Source organism: Flavobacterium luminosum (genome assembly GCF_023635005.1).
GTDB lineage: Bacteria > Bacteroidota > Bacteroidia > Flavobacteriales > Flavobacteriaceae > Flavobacterium > Flavobacterium luminosum.
On sequence record NZ_JAMLJM010000004.1, the window covers coordinates 171580 to 195626 of the forward strand.

Annotated in this window: 20 protein-coding genes; 5 read left to right on the forward strand and 15 right to left on the reverse strand. The window is 35.0% G+C overall.

Features of this window, described 5'->3' with window-relative positions:
* Position 1 precedes the first annotated feature (1 nt).
* From fusA to rpsL, 3 genes are read right to left on the reverse strand one after another with little or no spacing between them, the layout of a single operon-like run.
* Entirely contained in the window at positions 2 to 2146 is a 2145-nt protein-coding gene (fusA, locus tag NAT50_RS07355) for an elongation factor G (protein ID WP_250592573.1), read from the reverse strand.
* A gap of 11 nt (positions 2147 to 2157) precedes the next feature.
* A complete protein-coding gene (gene rpsG / locus NAT50_RS07360) occupies positions 2158 to 2634 on the reverse strand; it encodes a 30S ribosomal protein S7 (protein WP_250592574.1) in 477 nt (158 codons plus the stop codon).
* A 23-nt stretch (positions 2635 to 2657) separates the two neighbouring features.
* Positions 2658 to 3041, reverse strand: a complete 384-nt coding sequence (gene rpsL, locus NAT50_RS07365; protein ID WP_250592575.1) for a 30S ribosomal protein S12 — start codon at positions 3039 to 3041, stop codon at positions 2658 to 2660.
* A gap of 168 nt (positions 3042 to 3209) precedes the next feature.
* Between rpsL and NAT50_RS07370 the strand changes: the two genes are divergently transcribed.
* From NAT50_RS07370 to rlmB, 4 genes are all read left to right on the forward strand, one after another.
* A complete protein-coding gene (locus NAT50_RS07370; protein WP_250592576.1) occupies positions 3210 to 4877 on the forward strand; it encodes a ShlB/FhaC/HecB family hemolysin secretion/activation protein in 1668 nt (555 codons plus the stop codon).
* 85 nt (positions 4878 to 4962) lie between these two features.
* Positions 4963 to 8172, forward strand: coding sequence for a SusC/RagA family TonB-linked outer membrane protein (locus NAT50_RS07375; protein WP_250592577.1), 3210 nt, complete (start codon positions 4963 to 4965; stop codon positions 8170 to 8172).
* Between the two features lie 11 nt (positions 8173 to 8183).
* A complete protein-coding gene (locus tag NAT50_RS07380) occupies positions 8184 to 9605 on the forward strand; it encodes a SusD/RagB family nutrient-binding outer membrane lipoprotein (RefSeq protein WP_250592578.1) in 1422 nt (473 codons plus the stop codon).
* 65 nt (positions 9606 to 9670) lie between these two features.
* Positions 9671 to 10405, forward strand: a complete 735-nt coding sequence (gene rlmB / locus NAT50_RS07385; protein ID WP_250592579.1) for a 23S rRNA (guanosine(2251)-2'-O)-methyltransferase RlmB — start codon at positions 9671 to 9673, stop codon at positions 10403 to 10405.
* 29 nt (positions 10406 to 10434) lie between these two features.
* Here rlmB and NAT50_RS07390 read toward each other — a convergent pair whose 3' ends face one another.
* Positions 10435 to 11190, reverse strand: a complete 756-nt coding sequence (locus tag NAT50_RS07390; RefSeq protein ID WP_250592580.1) for a rhomboid family intramembrane serine protease — start codon at positions 11188 to 11190, stop codon at positions 10435 to 10437.
* 131 nt (positions 11191 to 11321) lie between these two features.
* On the opposite strand from NAT50_RS07390, the gene NAT50_RS07395 reads away from it, so the two are divergent.
* Complete coding sequence (locus tag NAT50_RS07395; protein ID WP_250592581.1) at positions 11322 to 12599, forward strand: replication-associated recombination protein A; 1278 nt, start codon at positions 11322 to 11324, stop codon at positions 12597 to 12599.
* A gap of 57 nt (positions 12600 to 12656) precedes the next feature.
* Here the strand turns inward: NAT50_RS07395 and NAT50_RS07400 are convergent, their stop codons facing one another.
* The 11 genes from NAT50_RS07400 to NAT50_RS07450 form a co-directional block, all read right to left on the reverse strand.
* Positions 12657 to 13343 (reverse strand): YjjG family noncanonical pyrimidine nucleotidase, encoded by a 687-nt coding sequence (locus NAT50_RS07400; RefSeq protein WP_250592582.1) that lies wholly within the window; start codon positions 13341 to 13343, stop codon positions 12657 to 12659.
* The gene (locus NAT50_RS07405; RefSeq protein WP_250592583.1) at positions 13343 to 13816 is read right to left on the reverse strand and encodes a hypothetical protein; all 474 of its coding nucleotides are present in this window, start codon (positions 13814 to 13816) and stop codon (positions 13343 to 13345) included. Before NAT50_RS07405 ends, NAT50_RS07400 begins: the two co-directional genes overlap by 1 nt.
* The gene (locus NAT50_RS07410) at positions 13809 to 15041 is read right to left on the reverse strand and encodes an ABC transporter permease (protein WP_250592584.1); all 1233 of its coding nucleotides are present in this window, start codon (positions 15039 to 15041) and stop codon (positions 13809 to 13811) included. Before NAT50_RS07410 ends, NAT50_RS07405 begins: the two co-directional genes overlap by 8 nt.
* Positions 15038 to 15667: an ABC transporter ATP-binding protein gene (locus NAT50_RS07415; RefSeq protein WP_250592585.1), complete on the reverse strand. Its 630-nt coding sequence runs from the start codon at positions 15665 to 15667 to the stop codon at positions 15038 to 15040. The genes NAT50_RS07410 and NAT50_RS07415 overlap by 4 nt, the downstream gene beginning before the upstream one ends.
* Before the next feature lie 4 nt (positions 15668 to 15671).
* Positions 15672 to 16355 carry a RadC family protein gene (gene radC, locus NAT50_RS07420; protein WP_250592586.1) on the reverse strand — a complete coding sequence of 228 codons (684 nt, stop codon included), beginning with the start codon at positions 16353 to 16355 and terminating at the stop codon, positions 15672 to 15674.
* 125 nt (positions 16356 to 16480) lie between these two features.
* A complete protein-coding gene (locus NAT50_RS07425) occupies positions 16481 to 17836 on the reverse strand; it encodes a UDP-N-acetylmuramate--L-alanine ligase (RefSeq protein WP_250592587.1) in 1356 nt (451 codons plus the stop codon).
* 3 nt (positions 17837 to 17839) lie between these two features.
* Positions 17840 to 18526 (reverse strand): tetratricopeptide repeat protein, encoded by a 687-nt coding sequence (locus NAT50_RS07430; protein ID WP_250592588.1) that lies wholly within the window; start codon positions 18524 to 18526, stop codon positions 17840 to 17842.
* Positions 18527 to 18765: 239 nt separating this feature from the next.
* Positions 18766 to 20916 (reverse strand): S46 family peptidase, encoded by a 2151-nt coding sequence (locus NAT50_RS07435; RefSeq protein ID WP_250592589.1) that lies wholly within the window; start codon positions 20914 to 20916, stop codon positions 18766 to 18768.
* Positions 20917 to 21075: 159 nt separating this feature from the next.
* Complete coding sequence (gene obgE / locus NAT50_RS07440) at positions 21076 to 22077, reverse strand: GTPase ObgE (protein ID WP_250592590.1); 1002 nt, start codon at positions 22075 to 22077, stop codon at positions 21076 to 21078.
* 68 nt (positions 22078 to 22145) lie between these two features.
* Entirely contained in the window at positions 22146 to 23375 is a 1230-nt protein-coding gene (locus NAT50_RS07445) for a hemolysin family protein (protein WP_250592628.1), read from the reverse strand.
* Positions 23376 to 23460: 85 nt separating this feature from the next.
* Positions 23461 to 24033, reverse strand: coding sequence for an adenylate kinase (locus NAT50_RS07450; RefSeq protein ID WP_250592591.1), 573 nt, complete (start codon positions 24031 to 24033; stop codon positions 23461 to 23463).
* Positions 24034 to 24047 lie beyond the last annotated feature (14 nt).

Below are 24047 nucleotides of genomic sequence, written 5' to 3' on the forward strand. Positions count from 1 at the left end.
ATTAAGCGTTACCTTTTGCTTTCTTGATTACTGCTTCTGAAATGTTAGATGGAGTTTCTTCATAATGAGAGAATTCCATTGTTGAAGTAGCACGACCTGAAGATAAAGTTCTTAAAGTTGTAACATATCCAAACATTTCTGATAATGGAACATTTGCTTTAATAGTTTTTGCACCATTTCTATCACCCATATCATTTACTTGACCACGACGACGGTTCAAGTCACCAACGATATCACCCATGTTTTCTTCTGGAGTAATAACTTCAATTTTCATGATTGGCTCAAGAATTACAGCTCCAGCAGCTTTAGCCACTTCTTTGTAACCCATTTTTGCAGCTAATTCGAAAGATAAAGCATCCGAATCCACAGGGTGGTAAGAACCATCCAATAAGGTTACTTTTAAGCTATCTACAACATATCCTGCTAAAGGACCTTGTTTCATTGCTTCTTTGAAACCTTTTTCAACTGCAGGAATATACTCTTTAGGTACGTTACCACCTTTTACTTCATTTACGAATTGTAATCCAACTGTTCCTGGTTCTGCAGGCTCTAAACGGAAAACGATATCCCCGAATTTACCACGACCACCAGATTGTTTTTTATACACTTCTCTATGTTGTGCAGATTTAGTAAACGCCTCTTTGTACTCAACCTGAGGTTCACCTTGGTTAACTTCCACTTTGAACTCACGTTTCATACGATCTACTAAGATATCTAAGTGAAGCTCACCCATACCTGAAATAATCGTTTGTCCAGAAGCCTCATCAGTTTTCACTGTAAACGTTGGATCTTCCTCAGCTAATTTAGCTAAAGCCATACCCATTTTATCCACGTCAGCTTTTGTTTTAGGCTCAATTGCAATACCGATTACTGGATCAGGGAATTTCATTGACTCAAGGATAATTGGGTGTTTTTCATCACACATTGTATCCCCAGTTTTGATATCTTTAAATCCAACTGCCGCTCCAATATCTCCAGCTTCAATAAATTCGATTGGATTTTGCTTGTTAGCGTGCATTTGATAGATACGAGAAATACGCTCTTTATTTCCAGAACGAGTGTTCAAGATATAAGAACCTGCATCTAAACGACCTGAATAAGCACGGAAGAAAGCTAAACGACCTACATAAGGGTCAGTAGCAATTTTAAATGCTAAAGCAGCAAAAGGCTCTTTTACATCAGGACGACGGATGATTTTCTTTTGATCTTCTTCTAATAAATCTTTATCATCAGGGTGAATACCTTCGATACCTTCTTTATCTACTGGAGAAGGTAAATATTTACACACTGCATCTAACATGAATTGAACTCCTTTGTTTTTAAAAGAAGAACCACACAACATAGGAATGATCGCCATGTCAATTGTAGCAGCACGTAAAGCAGTATTAATTTCTTCTTCAGTAATTGAATTTTCGTCTTCCATGTACTTATCTAATAAGTTTTCATCATAAGAAGCGATTTCTTCAATTAATTTAGAACGGTATTCTTTTACTTCATCCACCATATCAGCTGGGATATCAACGATATCAAAAGTAGCTCCTTGAGTTTCTTCATGCCATATAATAGCCTGATTCTTCACTAAGTCAACTACTCCTTTGAAATCTGCCTCATCACCAATTGGCAACGTGATTGCTACCGCATTAGATTTCAACATATCTTTAACTTGCTGACATACCGACAAGAAGTTAGCCCCTTGACGGTCCATTTTATTAACGAATCCCATACGTGGAACTCTATATTGATCTGCTAGTCTCCAGTTAGTTTCAGACTGAGGCTCAACACCATCAACTGCACTAAATAAGAAAACCAAACCATCTAATACACGTAATGAACGGTTTACCTCCACTGTAAAGTCAACGTGACCTGGAGTATCGATAATATTAAAGTGGTACGGTTTCGACTCAGGTGTAGTTTTACCTTGTACTGTCGGGAAGTTCCACTCACAAGTTGTTGCAGCAGATGTAATTGTAATACCTCTTTCAGCCTCTTGCTCCATCCAGTCCATTGTTGATGCACCATCGTGAACTTCTCCAAGTTTATGAGTCTTACCAGTGTAAAACAAAATACGCTCAGTTGTTGTAGTTTTACCCGCATCAATGTGAGCTGCAATACCTATATTTCTTGTATATTTTAAATCTCTTGCCATTTCTTTACGAATTAAAATCTAAAGTGAGAGAATGCTTTATTAGCATCTGCCATTTTGTGAGTATCCATTCTTTTCTTAACAGCAGCACCTTCTTCTTTAGCCGCAGCTAAAATTTCAGAAGCTAACTTACCTGCCATAGATTTCTCGTTTCTTTTTCTTGCGTAAAGAATTAACCATTTCATCGCCATAGAAATTTTTCTATCTGGACGAATTTGCATTGGGATCTGAAAGGTAGCTCCCCCTACTCTACGTGAACGAACTTCAACGTGAGGCATAACATTTGTTAGTGCATCTTTCCAAAGTTCTAAAGCTGATTTTTCAGCATCTTGTTTTTTAGACTCTACAATATCTAACGCATCATAGAATACTGCGAAAGCAGTCGATTTTTTACCATCCCACATTAAGTTGTTTACAAAACGTGTTACTAACTGATCGTTAAATTTCGGATCTGGTAAAAGAGGTCTTTTTTTGGCCTGTCTTTTTCTCATGTCTTTTTCTTAAAAGTTAAAAATTACTTTTTAGCGTCTTTAGGGCGTTTTGCTCCATATTTAGATCTTCTTTGTGTACGACCGTTTACTCCGGCAGTATCTAAAGCACCACGTACGATGTGGTATCTAACTCCTGGCAAATCTTTTACCCTTCCTCCTCTAACTAATACTATCGAGTGCTCTTGTAAATTGTGTCCTTCACCCGGGATGTAAGCATTCACTTCATTACCATTAGTCAAACGTACACGCGCAACTTTACGCATTGCAGAGTTTGGTTTTTTTGGTGTAGTAGTGTAAACACGCGTACAAACCCCTCTTCTTTGAGGACAAGAATCTAAAGCAGCCGATTTACTCTTCTTAGTCATTTGGACTCTTCCTGTTCTTACTAATTGTTGAATTGTTGGCATAATTAAATACTAAAAATTACTTGTTTATAAAATCCCGCATTTTACGGGGTTGCAAATGTATATATTAATTTTCAAATAACAAACTCTAAATTATTAATTTTCAGCACATTTATTTTTAACTTAAAGAATGTAGATTTTTTGAGTTATTTTTATCCAAATTTTTTTCGCTTGAGTTTACGATTTTTAATACTTTTTTTCCTTTTATATATCCAAAATTCCTTTGGACAACAATTCTATCTTACAATTTCATCCGACAATCAGGATGAAAACAAAATTATTGACAGTATTAGTTATCAAAAAAAACATTCTTCTGTTAAATCGATACTTGAAGAAGAAAAAAACTTCAAGAAAAAAATAGAAACTATTGGTTTTTTTGAAGCTCAATTCGAAAACATTAAAAAAATCAACGACTCAATATTTCTCACCAAAACATTTTTAAATTCACAAATCAAACAGACCTATATATATATCAATAAAAAAGATCAAGCAGAATACCCATGGGTAATATTTAACACTTTAAAAGACACAGTAAAAATCAACACAAAAGATGTCGAAAATTATCTTGAATCACTTTTAACACAATACGAAAAAAAAGGATATCCTTTAACAAAACTAAAACTAATCAACCAAAAACAAGAAAAAAACATTTTACAAGCCCAACTCGAAATAAATAGGGAGCAGAACAGAAAAATGGATTTGATTGTAATTAACGGTTATGATAAATTCCCAAAAAACCACTTGACCAATTTGAAGAGACAATACAAACGAAAAACTTACAACCAAGAAAATCTTCAGAAACTATATAACGAAATCAATAAATTGAGTTTTGTAAAACAAACCAAATTTCCTGAAATATTATTCACTAATGACTCTACCAAAATTTTTGTTTATGCAGAAAAAAACAAACCCAACACCTTTGATGGTTTTTTAGGATTTACCAATGACAAACAGAAAAAATTATCATTAAGCGGATACTTAGATCTCCAATTAGAAAATTTATTAAACAGCGGAGAAAAAATAAAAATTTTCTGGAAAAGCGATGGGAATAATCAAAAAACCTTTGACAGCACCCTAGAACTTCCCTACCTAATGCAATCACGCATAGGTTTGAAAGCCCAACTAAACATTTTTAAACAAGACAGCACCTATCAAAATACGCTAACTAACATAAATTTAGGTTATTACTTCAAACACAATGCTCGCTTATTCGTTGGTTATCAAGAAACAGAATCTAGCAATATTCTAAACATCAACAACAACCAAATAAGTGATTTCACCAACTATTTTCTAACTACAAATTTTGAGTATTTCGATACCGACGACAATATTTTGTTTCCAAAAAAAACTTTTTTTTACACAAAAATTGGAACTGGAAAAAGAACTGGAACTCAATATAAGAACAACCAATTCTTTTTCTCAACAGAAATTTCTCATAATTTCTACTTGAATAGAAAAAACATTTTTTTCTTGAGAAATCAAAATCAATACTTAGAAAGCAATCAATATCTAACCAATGAATTATTTCGTTTTGGCGGACTCAATTCTATAAGAGGCTTCAATGAAAATAGCCTACAAGGAAATTTATTCAGTTCTATTCAGACTGAATATCGCTACATCCCAACACCAAACCTGTATCTCTACACTATTACAGATTACGGCTATCTTCAAGACAAAACAACTCAACAAAACTCTAATTTATTAGGTATTGGCATAGGATTCGGGTTATTAACAAAAAATGGTTTATTCAATGTAGCCCTAACAAATGGAAGTACCAAGAACCAAAATATTAAACTAAACAATTCGATAATTCAGTTGAATTTCAAAAACAACTTTTAGTATACTCTATTTTTTTTCTCTTTTCTCTAGGAAAAATGATAAAAAAAATGCAAATTTGCGCAAACTAATCAAATATTTTATAAAAATGAGATCAAAGTTCAAATGGATTTTAACGCTATTAGCAGCGTTTACAATGCAGTTTTCTTTTGCTCAAGAGAAAACAATCACCGGTGTGGTTTCTGACGCAAGCGGACCACTACCTGGCGTAAATGTAGTAGTTAAAGGTACTACAAGAGGAGTTCAGACAGCTTTTGACGGAACTTATTCTGTTAAAGCTAAAGAAGGAGAGGTATTAGTATTCTCTTTCTTAGGAATGAGCGAAGCTACAAGAACTGTAGGAGCTTCTAACACAATTAACGTTGTAATGCAAGACGGAACCAACCAATTAAAAGAGGTTGTGGTTACTGCATTAGGTGTTAAGCGTGAAAAAAAATCTTTAGGTTATGCTACTCAAGAAGTAAAAGGAAGTGACATTTCTGACACTCCAGTAACAAACTTCGCTGACGCTTTATCTGGGGAAGTTGCTGGTCTTAACATCCAATCTTTTGGTACTATGGGAGGTTCAGCTAATATCCAAGTTCGTGGATTTAACTCAATTTCTGGTAACAACCAAGCTTTGATTGTGATTGACGGTACTCCTGTAATCAATGAAACCAACAACTCTGGCGGTCAAAAAGCTGGACGTGGTGGTTATGATTATGGTAATGCTGCGATGGATATCAACCCTGACGATATCGAAAGCGTAAACGTACTTAAAGGAGCTGCTGCAACAGCACTTTACGGTTCTAGAGCAAGTAGCGGTGCAATCATCATTACCACTAAAAAAGGTAAAAAAACAGATTCAATAGGTGTGACTGTAAACACTTCATTAACTGTTGGTTCAGTAGACAAAAAAACATTACCAGTTTATCAAAACAAATATGGTGCAGGTTATGGTCCTTACTATGATGATCCATATTTCTTAAATTATGATATAGATGGAAATGGAACCACAGACCAAGTAGTGCCTTTCACAGAAGATGCTTCTTACGGTGCGGCTTTCGATCCAAATTTATTAGTTTATCAATGGACTTCAATTTTCCCTCAATTACCAGGTTATTTACAGCCTACTCCATGGGTTGCTGGAAAACACACACCAAATGATATATTTGAAACTGCTTTAACATCAACTAATTCAGTTTCTTTTGGAAAAAGCAATGAAACTAACTCTTTCCGTTTAGGTTTCACTAACAAAATGCAAGAAGGGGTAATGCCTAACGCATCAATCAAAAGAAATTCAATTACTTTTGCTGGTTCACAGAAATTAAACGACAAATTAACGGCATCAATTGATTTCTCTTACACTAACACTAAAGGAAAAGGAAGAAACGGTACGGGTTATGATTCAAGAAACCCAATGCAGGCTTTCAGACAATGGTGGCAGACTAACGTTGATATTTACCAACAAAAAGATGCTTTCTTTAATACAGGACAAAACATCACATGGAATGTAAACTCATCTGATGACCTTTCTCCAATCTATACTGACAACGTATATTGGACTTTATACAAAAATTATCAATCTGATAGTCGTGATCGTTACTTAGGAAACTTAACCTTGAACCAAAAAGTAACCAATTGGTTCAGTGTAATGGGACGTTTTGCTTTTGATACTTACTCTGAAATCAGAGAAGAAAGAATCGAGGTAGGCTCAGCAGATCCTTCGGATTATACTGTGACTAACAGAAAAGCTTCAGAAATGAACTATGATTTAATGGGTACATTCAATCATAACTTCACGGAAGATTTAAGTTTAGACGCTTTAATCGGTTTCAATACCCGAGTTAACAAAGTTAATGCCTTAGCCGCATCAACAAATGGAGGATTAGTTACTCCAGGCTTATTTACACTTTCTAACTCTGTAAATCCATTAACTTCTGGAGATATGGCTAAAGTTGACTATACTAAAAAAGTAGATGGTATCTACGGTAAAGTTGGTTTAGGCTACAAAGGAACTTATTACATAGATGGAACTTTAAGAAGAGACCGTTCTTCTTCATTACCAATTAACAATAATACTTACTACTACCCATCAGTATCAACAAGTGTTATTTTCTCAAACTTAATCAAAAAAGATTGGTTAACATTTGGTAAAGTAAGAGCAAACTACGCAGAAGTAGGTAGTGATACTGATCCTTACCAAGTATTTAATACTTACGGTATTGGTGCATCTTTCAATGGTTCTGCTACAGCTTCAAACCCTTCATCTTTCAATAATCCTAACTTAAAATCTGAAACTAGTAAGGATATCGAGGTTGGTTTGGAGATGCAATTCTTAAACAGACGCGTTGGTTTTGATGTTTCGTACTACAAAAGAAAAACAGTTGATTTAATTACTCCTATTGATGTATCAACTGCTACTGGTGCTTCCAACTTATGGTTAAATGGTGCCGATATGGAAAACAAAGGTTTCGAGGCAGTTGTAAATGCTAATCCTGTTAAAAAAGACAACTTCTCATGGGATTTCAAAGTAAACTTTGCTACCAACAGAAGTGAAGTTACTCGTTTAGCAGAAGGTATTGAATTTATTCAATTAGCATCTGTACAAGGTGGTGTGACTTTAGGTGCACAATTAGGAGAGCCTTTTGGAGTAATTAGAGGTAGAGACTATATATACTTAAATGGTCAAAAAGTAGTACAAGCTAATGGTTATTACGCAAGAACTACTGGAAGTAATGAAATTATCGGTAATATCAACCCTGATTGGACTGGAGGTTTCAAAAACAACCTTAAATATAAAAACATCAATTTAAGTTTCTTGATTGACGTTAAAAAAGGTGGTGATGTATTCTCATTAGACACTTATTATGGTTATGCGACAGGTTTATATGATTTCACTGCCGGAACTAACCATTTAGGCAACCCGGTACGTGATCCAAAAGCTGTAGGTGGTGGTGTAATTTTACCAGGTGTACAAGCTGATGGTACTCCAAACACAGTGGTAGCTGATGCATCCACTTATGGAAACCCATGGGGTTATGTAAGAACGCCTCAAGCATCTCACGTTTACGATGCTTCATTCGTAAAATTAAGAGAAGTGAGCTTATCTTACAACTTCCCTAGTACAGTTGCAAAATCTTTATATTTACAAAACCTTTCTTTCTCTCTAACTGGAAGAAACCTATGGATCATCCACAAAAATACTCCATATTCAGATCCTGAAGCTGGTTTAGGAGCGGGTAATATTCAAGGATACCAATCAGGTGCTTACCCAGCTGTTAGAGAAATCGGAGGAAGTTTAAGATTAGAATTCTAAAAATAAAAAAGATGAAAAAATATTTAGTATTATTATCGACTGCTTTTATCTTTAGCTGTGCTAGTGATGAGAAGTATGAAGATTTAAATAGAGATCCAAATAACCCGACCAATGTATCTTCTGAATCATTGTTCACTTCTGCAACGAAGAGTTTATTTGATCAAATGGAAAGCACAAACGTTAACACTAACGTATTCCGATTATTCGCTCAATATTGGACAGAAACTACTTATGTAGATGAGGCCAATTATGATTTGGTAACTCGTAAAATTGCCGACAATCATTGGTCAGAAATGTACAGAGATGTATTGTATGATTTGAAAGATGCAAAATTGAAAGCCAATACTGACAATAAAAAAGCTATGATTGAAGTATTAGAAGTATACGCTTGGCAACAATTAGTAGATACTTATGGAGATATTCCTTATTCGGAAGCGCTTCAAGGTTCTGCTGATCCTACCCCTGCATATGACAACGATACTGATATCTACGCTGATTTATTAGTACGTTTGAATGCTGCAATTGCTCTTTTTGATGCAGGTGCTCCATCATCTGAAGCTGGTTTTACTTCTGCAGACATCATTTATGGTGGTGATATCACAAAATGGGAAAAATTAGCTAACTCTTTGAAATTGAAAATCGCCATGAGAATGGCAGATGTAAACAATACAGCTGCAAAGCAAGCTGCTGAACAAGCAGTTGCTGCTGGTGTTTTCACTTCAAATGCTGACAATGCAACTTTAGCTTATCAATCTTCTACTCCTAACACTAACCCACTATGGGTAGATTTAGTACAAAGTGGAAGAAGCGATTTCGTTGTTGCAAACACTATTGTTGACTATATGAATGACTTATCTGATCCAAGAAGATCAGCTTACTTTGATAACAATTTAGGAGCTGGTGTTTACGTTGGTGGACCTTATGGAGAGAACAACTCTTTCTCTAACTATACTCACATTGGAAAAGTTATGCATGACCCAACTTTTAGAGGTGTTTTATTAGATTATGCAGAAGTATCATTCTTATTAGCAGAGGCTAGTGAAAGAACATACTCTGTTGGTGGAACTGCAGAAGATCATTATAATAATGCTATCACAGCTTCTATGGAAGATTGGGGTGTAGATTCTTCAGATATTACAGATTACCTAGACAGAACTGATGTTGCTTATTCTACAGCTGCAGGAACATGGAGACAAAAAATAGGTCTTCAATTCTGGTTGGCTATGTACAACAGAGGTTTTGAAGGATGGTCTGTATACAGAAAATATGATGCTCCTGTTATGAATTTAGCAGCAGTTTCTGAATTGCCTGTACCTACAAGATATACTTATCCTTTAGCAGAACAAACTTTAAATATGACTAACTATAATGCTGCTAAAGCGGCTATGGGGTCAGATTTATTAAACACTAAAATCTTCTGGGACGTTAACTAATTCGTTTACCAAACAGATTTTTAAAAACCACCGCTTTTGCGGTGGTTTTTTTATACCTTTGCGACATGGAAAAGGAAAATCAAATTTTTGGGATACGAGCTATAATAGAAGCGATCAATGCTAAAAAAGAAATCGATAAGGTATTCATCCAAAAAGATGCACAAGGTGATTTGATGCAAGAGCTTATGCGGACTATGAAAAAAAATAATATTAACTTTTCGTATGTTCCTGTAGAAAAACTAAACAAATTAACATCAAACAACCATCAAGGTGCAGTGGCAACTATTGCTCCTATTTCTTTTTCTAACTTAGAAACTCTAATCGAAAAGTTATTAGATAGTGGTAAAAAACCTTTACTACTTATACTAGATCAGTTATCAGATGCTAGAAATTTTGGAGCAATTATTCGAACTGCAGAGTGCACCGGAGTAGATGGAATAATTATCCAAAAACAAGGAGCAGCACCCGTTAATGGAGATACTGTAAAAACGTCTGCTGGAGCTGTTTTCAATGTCCCTATCTGTAAAGTAGATCACATAAAAGATGCTGTTTTCTATCTACAAGGTTCAGGTATAAAAACTGTGGCCGCTACAGAAAAAACGGATCAAAACATCTACGACATCAATTTTAATGAACCTGTAGCAATTATTATGGGAAGTGAAGATAGAGGTGTGAATCCGTCAGTCTTAAAAATTGTAGATGAGAAAGCGAAACTCCCGATGTTTGGCACTATCGAATCATTAAATGTTTCCGTAGCTTGCGGTGCGTTTTTATACGAAGCTGTAAGACAAAGACTTTAAAACAAATCAATTCAAAAAGGAGGTGCTGATTAAAGTTCCTCCTTTTTTTTATCAATATAGAAATAATTAACAGGATAATTCGATGTAAAATGACTGTTCTTTTCTTCTACTGTTTCATTTGACTTGGGTACAAAATTTCCGTTCTCATCAAAATGCTTCATAAACTCATCTTGTGAAGGATCAAAATCTGGATGTTGCCAATCGTAAATAATTGGTTTTTCATAAACTTTGGAACCTAAAATTTTGGAAAGTAAAAAACCAGAAATGAAACCACTTAAATGCGCTTCCCATGAAATATGTATTTCAGCAGAAGGAAACATATACCAAATCATCCCACCATACCATAAAACTATTAGAAACGACAAAGCCATTAGACGGTAATGCTTCGTCTGAAATCCTTCAAAAAACATAAAGCTTACTAAAACATAAATCAAACCGCTAGCACCAATGTGATAATTATCTCTTCCTATCAACCAAGTTCCGAAACCCGATAATAGGATTCCGTAGAATAAAACTTTAAAAGAATTTTGTCGATAGAAGTATCGTAAAAACATCAATAAAACAAAAAGTGCTGCTGAATTATTCCATAAATGTTTTATATCTCCATGCAGAAAAGCACTAAATAAAACTCCTGACAAACCCGATAAAGTCCGCGGTAAAACACCTAAATAATATAGATCTCCAGGCAACACGATCTGCAACAAAAAAATAGCCCACAAAATCAAAACAAAGAATAAAGGCCAGGCAATTACAGAAGTAGTAAATTTAAAATCAGAATCGTTCATACTTTACTACTAACAAAAATACAACCAAAGACAAAATAGTGAATTTATGTCATAAAATAGCTTTTCAGTCACGTATGTCTAGTAAGATCAAAACCAGTTGAATTAAACGAGAAAAATTGTAATTTTACAAAATGGAAGCACCATTAGCAGAAAGAATTCGACCAAAATCTTTAAAAGAATATATCAGTCAAACACATCTAGTAGGCGAAAATGGGTCGTTGACTCATCAAATCGCTAAAGGAATCATCCCTTCTTTAATCTTATGGGGACCTCCCGGGACAGGTAAGACCACATTGGCACAAATCATGGCTAATGAGAGTCAACGCCCTTTTTACGAATTGAGTGCGATTAATTCGGGAGTAAAAGACATTAGAGAGGTCATTGAAAAAGCCAAGCAAAATGGAGGTTTATTTACCACAAAAAACCCTATACTTTTCATCGATGAGATTCACCGATTTAGCAAATCACAACAAGATTCATTATTGGCTGCCGTAGAAAAAGGATGGGTGACTTTGATTGGAGCAACCACTGAAAATCCGAGTTTTGAAGTCATTCCTGCTTTATTGTCACGTTGTCAGGTGTATGTTTTAAATGCATTTACTAAAGCTGATCTAGAAGCTTTATTGCATAGAGCCATTCATACCGATACTGTATTAAAAAACAAAAAAATTACTCTTAAAGAAACCGAGGCACTACTAAGGCTTTCTGGTGGAGACGGACGTAAACTACTCAATATTTTCGAATTAATTATAAATGCTTCAGAAGGAGAAACCATAGAAATCACCAATGAAAAAGTGATGGCAATGGTACAGAAAAATACGGTTTTGTATGACAAAACCGGGGAGCAACATTATGATATCATCTCTGCTTTTATCAAATCTATTCGAGGAAGTGATCCCAACGGAGCCATTTATTGGTTAGCACGAATGATTGAAGGCGGTGAAGATGTGAAATTTATTGCACGTAGAATGCTTATAGCGGCTAGTGAAGATATTGGAAATGCAAATCCAACAGCATTAATCATGGCTAATAATACTTTTCAGGCTGTAACCACTATAGGTTATCCTGAAAGTCGTATCCTTTTGAGTCAATGTGCTATTTATCTAGCTACATCTGCAAAAAGCAATACTAGTTACATGGCTATTGGAAAAGCACAACAAATTGTAAAACAGACAGGTGACCTACCTGTACCCCTTCATTTACGAAATGCTCCTACAAAACTTATGAAAGAGCTAGGCTACGGAGATGAGTATAAGTATTCCCACGATTACAGCAATAATTTTGTAGCACAAGAATTCCTTCCAACAGAAATATCAGAAACTAAATTCTTTGAACCCGGTGATAATGCTCGAGAAAGAGAGTTACGTCAATTTTTGAAAAACCGTTGGAGAGACAAATATGACTATTAAATAACTTTGTCTTCAATGGTTCTCAGCAGTCGATATGAGAACTAATTTATTATAATATTAGAACAATTCTTTCAGTTGAGACAATTCAGAAATCTGAAATATCTCCTCATCTATAAAAACATCACCAGAATTAAATAAGATGGATTGCATGCCGAAATTAGAAGCGCCACCTATATCTGCATCTAAACAGTCACCAATCATGACACTTTCTTCTTTAGAAGCTTGTGCTTGAGCTAAGGCAAGCTCAAAAATTCCTGCATGAGGCTTCTTTACTCCTGCTATTTCTGAATGAGTTACTGTAGTAAAAAAATGGTGTATACCTGAATTTTCTAGTTTTTTAAACTGTACCGAAGCAAATCCGTTGGTGATTATGTGTAAAGTATATTTTTCATACAAATATTCCAAAGTTTCGATACAACCTTCAAAAAGATGATTGCTATTCGGCAAGTGTGCAATATAATCATCGGCTATTTTATGGATCAATGCATCAGAAACTGAAATTCCTAAACTTTCAAAAGAATCTTTTAGTCTTTTATAACGCAACTCTTCGTGTGTAATCAAATCATTTTGATACAATTTCCAGCAGGATTGATTAATAGGCACATAAACCCTAACAAAATCCTTTGGAGATACCTCGGGTAATGTTTCTTTTAAAATGATCTCAAAAGCGCTTTCTGAATTCCGATCAAAGTCCCAAAGCGTATGATCTAAGTCAAAAAAGATATGGTTAATTCCTTGAAACATTAATTTCCTTTTACAATTACAGCGTCCTCTACATTGTACATCCAATTATCGGGATCACTTTCATTTACTTTCAGAATCCCTTCAAGTGTCACATACTGATCCGTACGCAATTTCATTTTTCCAGCTCTAAATTTGATTCCCATTATAGTTTCTGGTCCTGCTTTACCACAAAAAAAACATGCTGCAAACACATTTTTACTGATAGCATAGTTCACATTATCGATAGGAACAATAAAACCAGTTATTACTATGCGTTTATTATTAAGTTTCTTTACTTCAGGACTGATTAAAGGATAATCGATACTTCCGTAATCTTTATGAGGTTTTTTAACAAATTTAATTTGACCTAATTTTTTCCAAGTAAGCGTGTCCGTAACGACAGTTTTTTGTATTTCTTTTTTTGAAGCATCGATTTTTTGAAAACCAAACAAACCGAAAACCAATACTACTACAACAATTTTAATTTTATCCATTTGCCAATGTTTTTGATATATTTAGACGATATGCTTTGATTGCAGGAATCAAAGCCGCAGCGATTCCTACTAAAAGCGTTACAATAAACAAATAACCTTCCTTATCCCAGATGATTTCAGTTGGATTGAATGCCATTTTAAAATCTTCCTCTGAAGCAGCAGAAAGCCATCCGAGAGCTATTCTACCAATAACTGTTCCAAAAAGGTAACCCGTTATACATAAAAATAGACTTTCAACAATAACTACTAAAAGAATTTGAAGTCTAGTAGCACCATGTAAACGCAAAAGTGCAAATTCATACTTACGTTCTTTTAAACGATTAAATAATGCTATAAAAATGCTTATCCCTGAAATCAGCATGATTCCATAAGCTAAATACTCTAAAGTCTTTAATCCTACACCAAAAAGGGTAAATAATCGATTGATTTCTATTGCAGGAGAGGCTGCTTGCATTTTTGTATTCTGGGCAATCATTCGAGGCCAGGTTACAATTCCCATCTTATTTCGAAATTTCAACAAAACAGCGGTAATTTCCTTGGGAGATTCAACATGTACCACTTCATGCGCATGCTCATCGTGCTCATGTTCCTCCTGAATTGCCTCACCATGTCCTTCATCGTGCATCTGCCAAACTGTTTCTACATTACAAACAATAAGATTATCTATCACTTTACCCGTAGGCGAAGCAATACCTGTAACCAAATAATCAAACTCTTCATGCTTCTCCCCTTCTTTGGCATCACCATGTGTACCCTGAAAAGTATCTCCTACCTTAAGGTTTAATTTTTTTGCAACACTAGCTCCTATTACTACTTCCAGATTTTTTTGAAAAATTTTCCCTTCGTTTACTGATGAATTAAATTTTTCTAAATATTCCGGAGTTGTTCCTACAATTTTGTAGCCTAAGTAGTTATCTCCAAAAGCCAAAGGAATTGCCGACTGAACAAAAGGATGTCGCATCCAAACTCTTGCAGAATCATAATTAATATTACCCGTTGGAGCATCTACCTGATACACCGAAGACAATACCAACTGTAAAGGACTTCCTTGCGCTCCTAATACCAAATCGACATTATCTGCATTATTAGAAAATTGTTCTTCAAATTGTTTTTGTAATAAAATCAACAAGGTTATGATAGCTACACTAGCAGCTAATAACAACATACTCAAGGTTGTATTGAGGGGTTTAAACCAGATATTTTTCCAAGCTAATTTTACGATCATGACAATGAAATTTGATTAGTAAATCGATCTTTTAATCGAGAATCATGGGTCACAATAATGAGTGCGGTATTGTACTCTGCAGCCAAATTTTCTAACAAATCTGCAACTTTAGCAGTGCTTACGTCATCCAAACTAGATGTTGGTTCATCTGCCAAAAGAATCTTAGGGTTATTAATAAGGGCTCGTGCTATTGAAACTCTTTGCTGTTGTCCCATACTTAGCTGTGAGGTCATTTTATGCAAATGTTCTTGCATTCCCAAATGGGATAAAATAGCAGTAGCTTTTTCTGTTTCTTTCTTACCGGAAGCCAACCATGACGCTAAAACTACGTTTTCTAATACGTTAAAAGATTCTACAAAATGACTTTGTTGTAAAACCAAACCTATATTTTGACCTCGAAAAGCATCCAATTGTTTTTCGGTTAAATCATTCAGATTTTGACTTCCGATTAGTATCTCTCCTGAAGCGGGACGCAACAAACCTCCCAACAAGTGTAGCAAAGTCGTTTTTCCTACTCCTGAATTTCCAGTAATTAATAATGTTTCTTTGGCTTGACAAATCAAATCCGGGAACTGAAACGTTGCCTGGTTTTGATATGAAAAAGTAATATTTTTAGTTGAAATCATACCATTAAATTATTCCTTCATCGGCGAAGCTAAAATAACTCTTTTCAGTGACAATAATATGATCCAGAATCAAAATATCGAGGTGCTTTCCCGCTTCTTTAACTTTTTTTGTGATTTGTTTATCAGCTTCACTCGCCTCTAATTTACCTGAAGGGTGATTATGAACTAAAATCATACTCACGGCATGATGCTCTAGAGCAATTTTAAAAACCAATCGAGTATCCACCACGGTTCCCGTGATACCTCCTTTACTTATTTGTGATTTATACATCACTTTATTGGAATTATTAAGAAACAATACCCAAAATTCCTCATGCGGCAACTCGCCTATTATAGGTTGCATTAATTCGAAAACTGCTTTGCTGGAAGTTATTTTTGTGAGTTCTAAAGAATCTTCTTCTCGACGTCGGCGTCCTAACTCGAGAGCGGCAGCTATAGTAATCGCTTTAGCTTCTCCTATTCCTTTAAACTGCATGAGTTGTGGGACAGATAATTTGCCCAAATGATGAAGATTGTTGTTGACTGATCCTAAAATGCGTTGACACAATTGAACGGCGCTCTCGTTCCTTGAACCAGATCCAATGAGGATAGCTATTAATTCAGAATCGGATAAAGTAGATTTTCCTTTCAGAAGGAACTTTTCACGTGGACGATCGTCTTCCGCCCACTGATTGATTGGCATATACATAATTTACTGGCTTTTAAATAGATAACAAATAAAAGAATTTTTATACTATCGGCAAAGAAAAGAGCAAAAAAAATCTCATAAGTATTTTTCTTATGAGATCTTTCAATATTTAAAAAAGATGAAACTTAAGATATCAACGTTTTTACTTCATCAAAGTTTAATCCTCCATAATTTCCGGAACTCATCAAAAGCAGAGCTGAATTATCAAAATCAGTGCTAAATAAAAATTGTTTAAATTCGGCAGGATTGGTATAAATCACCAAATTATCACGTTTGAAAGCTTGGGCAATTTGCTCATATGTTACTTCCTGTAGCTGTTTTATTTTAACAGCATCTGGCGAGTAAAAAACCACAGCCAAATCAGCATCATCTAAAGCACCTTGGTATTCTTTCAAAAATTCTGAATTAAGGCTACTATACGTATGTAGCTCTAGGCAAGCAATTAATTTACGGTCAGGATATTGCTCTTTTACGGCCTTGGTGGTAGCTGCGACCTTGCTTGGGGAATGAGCAAAATCTTTAAACGCCACTTTATTCGCTCTTTCTGCTATTTTCTCCAAACGCTTCGAAGCTCCTTTGAAACTAGCTATCGCTTCATAAAAATCGGCTTCATCAACACCCATATTCTGACAAATCCATTTGGCTCCGGCTAAATTATTCAAGTTATGCGCACCGAAAACTTCTATTGGCATTGGCCCTTCTGGAGTTTCCAAGAGCGTTATGCCGTTCTGAACCGAATACTCAGGAGTGTGATAAGGAATTTTACGAATAGGATTATCTGCCTTTTCTGCAACACGCTTCACCTCAGGATCATTTTCGTTATACACTAAAATTCCTCCATTAGTAATTTTCTGAATAAAAATTTCGAATTGTTCTACATAATTTTCATACGTTGGAAACACATTTATATGATCCCAAGCAATTCCGGAGATTAAAGCAATATTGGGTTGGTACAAATGAAATTTAGGCCTTCTATCGATAGGTGATGACAAATATTCGTCTCCTTCTAAAACAATAAAATCGTTTTCTTCTGTTAAATGCACCATGGTATCAAAACCTTCCAATTGAGCACCTACCATATAATCTACTTCAATATTATGGTAATGCATTACATGAAGAATCATAGATGTAATGGTTGTTTTTCCGTGTGAACCTCCAATTACAACTCTTGTTTTATTTTTAGATTGTTCATATAAAAATTCAGGATACGAATAAATTTTCAATCCTAATTCCTGTGCTTTTAATAATTCTGGATTATCGGCCTTGGCATGCATTCCTAAAATAACGGCATCAATATCGGCTGTGATTTTTTCTGGAAACCATCCTAACTCTTGAGGTAATAATCCTTTATTTTCTAGTCTGGATTTCGAAGGTTCAAAGATTGCATCATCACTCCCTGTTACCTGATCTCCTTTACAATGTAATGCCAATGCTAGATTGTGCATAGCGGCTCCGCCAATGGCTATGAAATGTGTACGCATTTGTTAATTTAAGTATTCTTTTTTTAATTGTAGTGCTTTTTCTTTATCCTTTAGTTTTTTCAAATATAAGTCATATAATTTTTCAAACGTTACTTTGGAACCTCCTATTTGATGTGCTTTTTTATAATTTATTTCGGCTTTTTCATACCGTTTAAAATAGACATCGATATATCCTTTGGCCAAATAGCCATCCACTTTGGAAAGATTCATCAGTTCGTTGGCATATTTTTGAGCCTTAGATTCACTTCCTCCTATAATTCCTGGCAATTCTATGTATAACATGACTAAAGCCCAACGGGTTTCTATATGTTTTTCATCAAGTCGTGCAGCAGTTTCAAAAGCCTCTTTAACATCATCAATCATTCCCAAAGCCTTAAATTTATTGCTGTTTTTAGCTTTCATTCCCAATGCTCCTCCAAATTTAAATTGATAATTGGCTGTTTTAGGGTATTTGTCTTTTAACTTCTTGTAATAGAAAACTGCTTCGTCCCACTCCTTTTGATATCCTGCTATATCTCCCAAGTATTCGGTGACTTTTATGTCATTAGGTCTCACCCTTAATTCTTGTTCCAACAAAGGTTTCGCCTGAACAAATTGTTTCTGAAGGAATAAACGCTCTGCTTTTTCAAAATTAGATTGTGACCACAAACTCACAGAAATCAGGACAATCACATAATAACCTATCTTCATTCGTTTCGAATTTTACTTTTTGACTAACCTATTCTCGGTTATTTTATCCTTTCTCTATTTTTAACACCAAAATCTTTTGATTTTTATCCCTTAAAGTGTAATCCTATTCCTTCAAAATAAGCCCCGTTTACTAAAGTATTTTCTTAGGATAAATCTTTAGTAAAGATACATTAAACAATATAACAAAAAAATCCGAATTCAAATTGAATTCGGATTTTATGATTTGAAGTAGAAACTTATTATTTCACTAACGTCATTTCATCAACAATGTGTTTTGCTCCCGAGAAATTCTCGATCACCCACAACACATAACGGATATCTACGTTAATTGTTCTTTGTAATTTTTTATCAAAGATTACGTCTCCTGCCATTGCTTCGATATTACCATCGAAAGCAAGTCCAATTAACTCTCCTTTTCCGTTTAATACCGGAGATCCAGAGTTACCACCAGTGATATCATTATCTGTTAAGAAGTTAACATGTAATGAACCATCTTTATCAGCATAACGACCAAAATCTTTGTTTTTATTCATTTCTAAAACACGTTCTGGCAAGTCAAATTCAGCATCACCTTTTTTGTATTTTTTAACTTGTCCTGCTAAAGTAGTGTAGTTGTTAATTTTAGCATCATTACGCTTATCTGCAGGCAAAGAACGAACTTTTCCGTAAGTTAAACGCAATGTTGAGTTAGCATCTGGATATTTGATTGTTCCAATTTTAGACTCTCTTAAACCTTCAACCAATTTACGGAAAGCTGCACCGTAATCGTTTTGTGCTTTAGCAATCGCATCAGATTTTGAATTAAAATGTGTTAACATATCATTAGACAACACATATAAAGGATCGTTAGTAATCATTCCTTCGCTTGGTAAATCTAAGAAAGCTTTAATTCTGTCTTTTGAAGTAAAAATACTCAAATCGAAAGCTGCATTTACATATTTAGTAAAATCGCCATTGTTTTCTTTGCCAATTTTTTCTACTAATGGAGCAATTGCATACCCAGTAGCTTTGGTTGAATATAAATTCAATTGTGCCGCTAAGATATCTTTTTCAGCAGGAATATGTACTTCTTTGAACATTTCTTCAGCCATTTCTAAAATAGCTGGAGCCATTTGAGCACGCTTAGCAGCATCTGCTTTAGCGTAGTTCTCCAACTGTCTTCCCATAGTTCTTCCTACAGTTGCAAAAGCAGAAGTTCTTAGCAATTGCATCATATAGTTGTCATGGCGAGACTTCTCGTTGGTTAATTTGTAGTAATTATTGATAGTTTCTACTACATTTCCATATTTAGCTTTATTTTCTTTTTTGTTAGCCCAAGCGTTGAATTTTGCTTCTTGTGCCGCTTTAGTTTTAGCGGTACCAAATTTTGTTAAAGCATCAATCATTCCTTGACGGTTTTTCCAATAATTCGCTGTTGAAGCAAATTTAGAAGCATAAATCAAATTTAAAGCATCACTTTGATTCATGTATTTTTTCATGTTATCCATACCTACTTTAGCTCCTTCAACCCAAGCAGGATAAGCGAACTTAACATTTTGCTCGATACCGGCAGCCGGCATCCAACGGTTGGTACGTCCAGGATAACCTAAGATCATCGCGAAATCATTTTCTTGAACACCACCAATATTTACTGGTAAGTAATGTTTTGGCTTAAGAGGTACATTGTTTTCAGAATATTCCGCTGGATTACCATTTGCGTCTCCATATACACGGAACATTGAAAAATCTGCTGTATGACGTGGCCATTCCCAGTTGTCCGTATCTCCTCCAAATTTACCTAAACTTTCCGGTGGAGTTCCTACTAAACGAACGTCTTTATAATCTTGGTAAACAAAGTAATAGAACTCGTTTCCTTGAAAAAATGAACGTACTGAAACTACATATTTACCTCCTTCATTGTTTTCTTTTTCAATTTTAGCAATTTCAGCATTAATCGCTTTTTCGCGTTCTGCTTCGCTCATGTTGTCGTTTACTTGTGCTAAAATACGTTTTGTACAATCATCCATACGAACGAAGAAACGAACAAACAAACTTGAAGGTTTCATTTCTTCTTTTCTTGATGAAGCCCAGAAACCATTTTTTAAGTGATTTTTTTCTGCAGTAGATAACTCAGCAATTGCATCGTAACCGCAGTGGTGATTGGTTAAAACCAAACCGTCTTTAGAAACCAATTCAGCGGTACATCCACCATTGAACTGCACGATAGCATCTTTTAAACTGTGATTATTAATGCTGTAGATTTCTTCAGCTGTTAACTGAAGACCCATTTTTTGCATATCTCTATGGTTCAAACGTTCAATAAACATTAAAAACCACATTCCCTCGTCAGCTTTTACACTTGAAGGAACAAGCATAATAGCAGCAATTAGAGACAAAAGTAATTTTTTCATAATAATTATTTTTTAGTGGTGCGAATATACTTGATTTATGTACTTCCGGGAAATTTCAGAAGATATATTCGGTTATTCTTAAGATAACTTTAACAAAAAGATTTTAATGAACACAAAAAAAGCACGCTTAAAACGTGCTTTTTTTATTTTATAACTAACCTATTCGTTTAGCATTTTCCATAATTTATCTTTCAATTCTGTCAACCCTTGTTGTGCAACGGATGAAATGAACATATAAGATATTCCTTTAAAATCTTTGTCTAATTGTTGTTTCATTTCTTCTTTCAATTCATCATCCAACATATCACATTTAGAAATTACTACCAAACGTTCTTTGTCTAACATTTCCGGATTGTATCGTCTTAATTCATCTAACAAGATGTCATATTGCTCTTTGATATCATCAGCATCGGCTGGAATTAAAAACAACAAAGTCGAATTCCTTTCGATGTGGCGTAGGAAATAATGTCCTAATCCACGGCCTTCCGCAGCCCCTTCAATAATCCCTGGAATATCTGCAATCACAAACGATTGAAAATCGCGATACGCTACAATTCCTAAATTAGGTTTTAAGGTTGTAAATGGATAATCGGCAATTTTAGGTTTTGCAGAAGTTAACACGGACAATAAAGTTGATTTTCCAGCATTAGGAAAACCTACTAAACCTACATCTGCCAATACTTTTAACTCTAAAATCACATCAATTTCTTCCCCAGGCATTCCTGGTTGGGCATAACGAGGTGTTTGATTGGTAGAACTTCTAAAATGCCAGTTCCCCAAACCGCCTTTTCCACCTTTCACAAGGATCTTTTGTTCTCCATCTTCAGTGATTTCAAACAAAACCTCATCGGTATCTTTATCTTTAACAACCGTTCCTAATGGTACTTCAATGTATTTGTCCTCACCATCATGTCCTGTAGAACGAGAACTCCCTCCATCACCACCATGTCCTGCTTTAACGTGTCGCAAAAACTTCAAATGAAACAATGTCCATAAGTTTTTGTTCCCCACCAATATTACATTGCCTCCGCGACCTCCATCTCCACCATCTGGGCCTCCTTTTTCAATAAACTTTTCTCTATGCAGATGCGAAGATCCTTTTCCACCTTTACCAGATGAAGCATAAATCTTTACATAATCTACAAAATTCCCTTCCGTCATATTTAATCTCTAATCTATACTAACAGTTGCAATTTTCAGCAACTGAGACTGAAAACTACTCCTGAGAACTAATTTACATCTTTTAAAGAACGTACTAAAACCTTGTCGATTTTAACGCCGTCCATATCCATTACTTCCAACTCCATTTTATTCCATATCAACTTCTCTCCAACTTTTGGGATGTAAGACAACTCAGTCATAATCAATCCGCTTACCGTTGTTACCTCATAATCGTTGATGATATCGTCTAAATCGAAATACGTCAAGAAATCATGTAAAGAATAGTGACCATCAACCAACCAAGTACCGTCTTCACGGGCAATTAACTGAAACTCTTCTTCATAAAAATCTGAAGCATCACCCACTAGAGCTTCTAAAATATCATTTAAGGTAATAATTCCTTGTAGAATACCGTATTCGTCGGTTACAAAAGCATAATGTACTTTTGTTTTTTTGAAATTCTCCAATGCTTTATAAGCAGAAGTATGTTCGATAAAATATACCGGTTCTTTAAGTATCGATCTCAGGTTGAAATTTCCTTTTTCGAAACTTAAGAACAGATCTTTTAACAAAACTACCCCAATAATATTGTCTAGATTGTCGTCACAAACCGGATAAACCGAATGCAACTCATCTAAAACTTTGGCTTTGGTTTCTTCTAAACCGTCTTCTAATGATAAATACACTACCGATTTACGGTGAGTCATTAAAGAATTTACTTTTCGGTCTCCAATGTGAAAAACGCGTTCCACGATATCTTGTTCAATTTCCTGAACTTCTCCTACTTCGGTACCTTCCTTAATAATGGCTTTGATTTCCTCTTCGGTTACTTTTCCATCAGCCGTAGGCTTGATTTTAAAAACATCTAAGACAAAATCTGTTGAAACTGTCAATAACCAAATAAAAGGAGCCATTACCGTTGAAATCATTTTCATGGGTACAGCGACTGTTTTGGCTATAGTTTCAGGAAAATTCAATCCGATGCGTTTTGGCAGCAATTCTCCTAAAACCAACGAAAAGAAAGTTAAGGCTACCACAATTATCCCAACCGACAAACTCTCTGAATAAGGTTGGAAAAATGGATAACCATCAAAAAATAGTTTTACATCTTCTGTTACTTTTTCACCAGAATAAATACCCGTAAGAATACCAATAAGTGTAATTCCTATTTGTACAGTAGATAAAAATTTGTTTGGCGAATTGGCCAAATCTAAAGCTGTTTTCGCACTCGTATTGCCTTTTTTGGCAGCGGTTTCTAACCTATTCTTTCTTGCTGATATGAGTGCGATTTCTGACATGGAAAAAACTCCATTCAATAAAATCAGCAAGAAAATTATGACTATTTCCAATTGTTTACAATTTGATTATACTTTGGATCCTAATTTACAAATTTTCGATTACATTACTCAAACGAGCTGTAATTTCTGCAATTGTACCTATACCATCAACAGCATAAAATTTATTTTGTTGTTTATAATAATCCATTAAAGGAGCCGTTTTTTCGTTGTACTCCTGATAACGATTTCTAATTTTTTCTTCATCCTGATCGTCTGCACGTCCTGAAGTTTTTCCGCGCTCTAACAAACGTTTCACTAGAATCTCATCATCCGCTTCTAAAGCAATGGTAGCCGTGATTGACTGCCCTTTTGAAGCTAAAAACTGATCCAATGCATCTGCTTGAGCCAGAGTTCTTGGAAAACCATCGAATAAAAATCCAGCCGATTCTGGGTTTTTATCTACTTCATCTTGAAGCATATTAATGGTAAGACTATCTGGAACCAAGTCTCCTCTATCAATATATTGCTTCGCTTCTATTCCAAGAGGAGTATTGTTTTTCATGTTAAAACGAAAAATATCTCCCGTTGACAAATGAGTTAAGTTATATTTTTCTTTTAAAAATTCTGCTTGTGTGCCTTTTCCTGCACCTGGTTTTCCGAAAAGAACAATATTGATCATTCTTAATTTTAGTT

What these genes read in the sequence shown, in the direction of transcription:
- fusA (WP_250592573.1), bottom strand. Translation starts at nt 2,146, where the DNA reads ATGGCAAGAGATTTAAAATATACAAGAAATATAGGTATTGCAGCTCAC.
- rpsG (WP_250592574.1), bottom strand. Translation starts at nt 2,634, where the DNA reads ATGAGAAAAAGACAGGCCAAAAAAAGACCTCTTTTACCAGATCCGAAA.
- rpsL (WP_250592575.1), bottom strand. Translation starts at nt 3,041, where the DNA reads ATGCCAACAATTCAACAATTAGTAAGAACAGGAAGAGTCCAAATGACT.
- NAT50_RS07375 (WP_250592577.1), top strand. Translation starts at nt 4,963, where the DNA reads ATGAGATCAAAGTTCAAATGGATTTTAACGCTATTAGCAGCGTTTACA.
- NAT50_RS07380 (WP_250592578.1), top strand. Translation starts at nt 8,184, where the DNA reads ATGAAAAAATATTTAGTATTATTATCGACTGCTTTTATCTTTAGCTGT.
- rlmB (WP_250592579.1), top strand. Translation starts at nt 9,671, where the DNA reads ATGGAAAAGGAAAATCAAATTTTTGGGATACGAGCTATAATAGAAGCG.
- NAT50_RS07390 (WP_250592580.1), bottom strand. Translation starts at nt 11,190, where the DNA reads ATGAACGATTCTGATTTTAAATTTACTACTTCTGTAATTGCCTGGCCT.
- NAT50_RS07395 (WP_250592581.1), top strand. Translation starts at nt 11,322, where the DNA reads ATGGAAGCACCATTAGCAGAAAGAATTCGACCAAAATCTTTAAAAGAA.
- NAT50_RS07400 (WP_250592582.1), bottom strand. Translation starts at nt 13,343, where the DNA reads ATGTTTCAAGGAATTAACCATATCTTTTTTGACTTAGATCATACGCTT.
- NAT50_RS07405 (WP_250592583.1), bottom strand. Translation starts at nt 13,816, where the DNA reads ATGGATAAAATTAAAATTGTTGTAGTAGTATTGGTTTTCGGTTTGTTT.
- NAT50_RS07410 (WP_250592584.1), bottom strand. Translation starts at nt 15,041, where the DNA reads ATGATCGTAAAATTAGCTTGGAAAAATATCTGGTTTAAACCCCTCAAT.
- NAT50_RS07415 (WP_250592585.1), bottom strand. Translation starts at nt 15,667, where the DNA reads ATGATTTCAACTAAAAATATTACTTTTTCATATCAAAACCAGGCAACG.
- radC (WP_250592586.1), bottom strand. Translation starts at nt 16,355, where the DNA reads ATGTATATGCCAATCAATCAGTGGGCGGAAGACGATCGTCCACGTGAA.
- NAT50_RS07425 (WP_250592587.1), bottom strand. Translation starts at nt 17,836, where the DNA reads ATGCGTACACATTTCATAGCCATTGGCGGAGCCGCTATGCACAATCTA.
- NAT50_RS07430 (WP_250592588.1), bottom strand. Translation starts at nt 18,526, where the DNA reads ATGAAGATAGGTTATTATGTGATTGTCCTGATTTCTGTGAGTTTGTGG.
- NAT50_RS07435 (WP_250592589.1), bottom strand. Translation starts at nt 20,916, where the DNA reads ATGAAAAAATTACTTTTGTCTCTAATTGCTGCTATTATGCTTGTTCCT.
- obgE (WP_250592590.1), bottom strand. Translation starts at nt 22,077, where the DNA reads ATGACGGAAGGGAATTTTGTAGATTATGTAAAGATTTATGCTTCATCT.
- NAT50_RS07445 (WP_250592628.1), bottom strand. Translation starts at nt 23,375, where the DNA reads ATGTCAGAAATCGCACTCATATCAGCAAGAAAGAATAGGTTAGAAACC.
- NAT50_RS07450 (WP_250592591.1), bottom strand. Translation starts at nt 24,033, where the DNA reads ATGATCAATATTGTTCTTTTCGGAAAACCAGGTGCAGGAAAAGGCACA.